Origin of the sequence: Caballeronia glathei (assembly GCF_000698595.1) — a bacterium.
In the GTDB taxonomy this organism is placed as follows: domain Bacteria; phylum Pseudomonadota; class Gammaproteobacteria; order Burkholderiales; family Burkholderiaceae; genus Caballeronia; species Caballeronia glathei.
Genome location: NZ_JFHC01000273.1, coordinates 1 through 709 on the forward strand (window position 1 = coordinate 1; position 709 = coordinate 709).

A 709-nucleotide genomic window follows, 5' to 3' on the forward strand; every position below is an offset into this window, starting at 1 on the left:
AAGGACAGTACGTCTTTCTCCCGAGGATTATCTGTTCCAGGGGTCTTTTCACTCGATAGGACTTGCGCCAAACCTGGCGTCCGATTGTCGCGGTGTGGCTCATTGGAGATAACGTGGGGTGTGAGGCCAAAGGCAGACTCGCGAGATTCGCGATACTTGAGGCGCGTCTGGCTAGCGGGCGCGATCTCGTCTCGAATCCGACACCGACGGCAATCCGCCAGCAGCAGTGACCGATTTTTCATCCGCCAGGCCATGGCCCACCGGGTCATCCAGAAGGACGTTCGACCCGTTTCCGAACTGACGCATAAGGCAATGCACACGCGTTCATTCAGGCAGCGAATCACAAAGTCGTCGCCTATGATTTAGCTTAGGCCGGTTCAAGTTCTCTTCAGTGCGGCGCCGGTGTGCCTAGGGTTTGACCTCATAGCGCAGACCCCTGAACGCACGGCCAACCGCACCCCGAATACCGGGCTCGCGCCGCTCATCGTTTGAGCGAAACGCTAAACAAAAGGAGTCGCGCCGATGACAGCTCCTCAGCGTCCAGTATGCATCGAGTTGATGGCGCCGCTCTCGGGCGTGATGGTACCGCTCGAGACCGTGCCCGATCCGGTCTTCGCCCAGAAGATGGTCGGCGACGGTGTTTCGATCGACCCGACCTCGGATGAACTGCTGTCACCGCTTCACGGCAAGGTCACGCAACTGCACAGGG

General features: G+C 59.1%; 1 protein-coding gene. It reads left to right on the plus strand.

What is annotated here, in order from left to right; translation table 11 throughout:
- Window positions 1–522: 522 nt before the first annotated feature.
- On the plus strand, window positions 523–709 hold a 187-nt coding region (locus BG61_RS41215), incomplete at its 3' end, for a PTS glucose transporter subunit IIA (protein ID WP_152565301.1).